2 protein-coding genes are annotated in these 2,478 nt (G+C 50.1%); both read left to right on the forward strand.

Annotation, left to right across the window (positions count from 1 at the left end; all coding sequences use genetic code 11):
- The coding region (locus QCH34_RS10685) for a formylmethanofuran dehydrogenase subunit B (protein WP_300333959.1) at nt 1-1,097 on the forward strand (1,097 nt) is incomplete at its 5' end.
- A gap of 2 nt (nt 1,098-1,099) precedes the next feature.
- Nucleotides 1,100-2,478 (forward strand): formylmethanofuran dehydrogenase subunit A (locus QCH34_RS10690; protein WP_300333961.1); only part of this gene is annotated, 1,379 nt, incomplete at its 3' end.

The following is a 2,478-nucleotide window of genomic DNA, read 5'->3' on the forward strand; positions in this document are numbered from 1 at the left end:
TTGGATCGACAAACTGCGAGGGTATGAGTGCAGTTGCGCGTGTTGCAGAAAAAGGAGGGGCAGTCCTTGACAACTGTGCCTCGATCTGCCATGGACCTTCGTTCCTTGCCATCTTCGACAACGGCTATCCAAGCTGTACACTCGGAGAAGCGAAGAACAGGGCTGATGTGGTCGTATTCTGGGGCTGCAATCCGATGCATGCCCACCCGCGCCACACCTCCAGATATTCAATATTCCCAAGGGGAACGTTTACTGCAAAGGGCCAGATGACCCGTACCATCATCAGCGTGGATCCAAGGGAGACTGATACGGCCAAACTGGCTGACCACCATCTGATGGTGAAGCAGGGTCATGATTATGATCTCTTTGATGCGTTCAGGACCGTAATCCGCGGACATGACATTCCTGATGAAGTTGCCGGAATCCCAAAGAAAAGAATTGTGGATGCGGCCAAAGTCATGAAAAACGCCCGTTTTGTCATGATCTTCTTCGGGATGGGATGTACCCATACCGATGGGAGAAATCATAATGTCGATATTGCAATCAGCCTGACCCGTGACCTGAATGCCCATACAAAGGCCTCGATTATGGCAATGCGTGGACATTACAACATTGCAGGACCCGGCCAGGTATGGTCATGGCAGTTTGGCTTCCCATATTGTATCGATCTCTCCAAGGGAACCCATGCACACATGAATCCGGGTGAGACAAGTTCGATTGACCTTGCAATGAGAGGGGAGGTAGACTGCTTTGTGAATGTCGGAACAGATGCAGGAGCACATTTCCCGATTCGAGCCGTCGAGCAGCTGAAGAAGCATCCGTTTATCACCGTCGATCCGAACATCTGCATGGCAAGTGAGATCTCTGATCTTCATATCCCTGTCCGGGTTGTCGGGGTAGAAGAGCCAGGAGTTGTCTACCGGATGGATAACGTTCCAATCCAGTTCAAGAAGGTCGTTGACGGACCCGAGGGAGTTCCAAGCGATGAAGAACTGTTCGACAGAGTCTATGAACGGATGTGCGAACTCACCGAGACCGAACCAATCTGGCTCCTTGCAAAAGATCATGCGAAGGCAGCAACCAATGCGGAGCAGTAAATATGGCGGAAATACTAATCAGGAATGGATTTGTTATTGATCCAACCCGCAACATCAATGGAGATGCAACAGATATCGCCATTAAGGATGGTCAGATTGTTGAGAGTGTTGGATCAAATGCAAAGGTCATTGATGCCAGTGGAAAGGTGGTAATGGCCGGTGGCGTGGATATCCACGCCCATGTTGCAGGACCAAAAGTGAATGTCGGCCGCCTGATGAGGCCTGAGGATAAACTCTTCAAGAGCCCTCATGCCCAGAAAAACTACCGTATGGAGAGTGGTTTTTCGATTCCAAGCACCTTTAAAACCGGGTATGACTATGCGAGGATGGGATATGCCTTCGTTATGGAGGCTGCAATGCCCCCGCTCCATTCACCTCACGTGCATGAGGAAATTCATGATACGCCAATTATCGATCAGGCAGCACTTCCGGTCTTTGCAAACAACTGGTTTGTGTTTGAATATCTGAGAAACGGCGAGATCGAGAATACCGCAGCCTATATTGCATGGCTTCTCAAGGCGACAAAAGGGTATGGAATAAAAGTCGTCAACCCCGGCGGCACAGCAGCATGGGCCTGGGGATTAAACTGCCTGACTCTTAACGATCCGGTACCGTACTTTGATATCACTCCGGCTGAGATCATCACCGGCCTGATGAAGACAAACGAGTATCTTGGATTGCCACATTCGATGCATATACACCAGAACGATCTTGGAAATCCCGGTAACTACGAGATTACCCTGGAGTCACTCCGTCTTGCAGAAGGGGTTGCGGCAAAGAATAACTTTGGACGCGACACTGTTATGCATTCCACCCACATCCAGTTCCATTCATATGGTGGAGACTCCTGGGGGACTTTCGAGTCGAAAGCCCGGGAAGTCATGGATTATGTCAACAAGCAGAAGAACATCAGCATTGATCTTGGCTGTGTGACACTTGATGAAACCACAACCATGACCGCCGACGGACCATTTGAGCACCACATCACCAATCTGAACCATCTGAAATGGGCAAATACCGATGTGGAGGTTGAGACTGCCGCCGGAGTTGTTCCCTATGTCTATGACAAGAACATCAAAGTAAGTGGCATCCAGTGGGCAATCGGCCTTGAGATGGGCTTGTATGCCGCTGATCCAATGCGGACATTCATCACCACTGATCATCCAAATGCCGGTCCCTTCACCCGTTATCCACGGATCATCAAATGGCTGATGAGCAAGCAGGCCAGGGAAGAGACCCTCGAATCATTCAAGTATACCGACAAGGTAATTGATGCCACAAACATCCATTCCATGGACAGGGAACTCTCACTCTTTGAGATAGCCCAGATGACAAGGGCAGGACCTGCGAAGGCACTCGGTCTCTCCAACATGTTCGGCGG

This window comes from Methanocalculus sp. (assembly GCF_029762515.1).
GTDB lineage: Archaea > Halobacteriota > Methanomicrobia > Methanomicrobiales > Methanocorpusculaceae > Methanocalculus.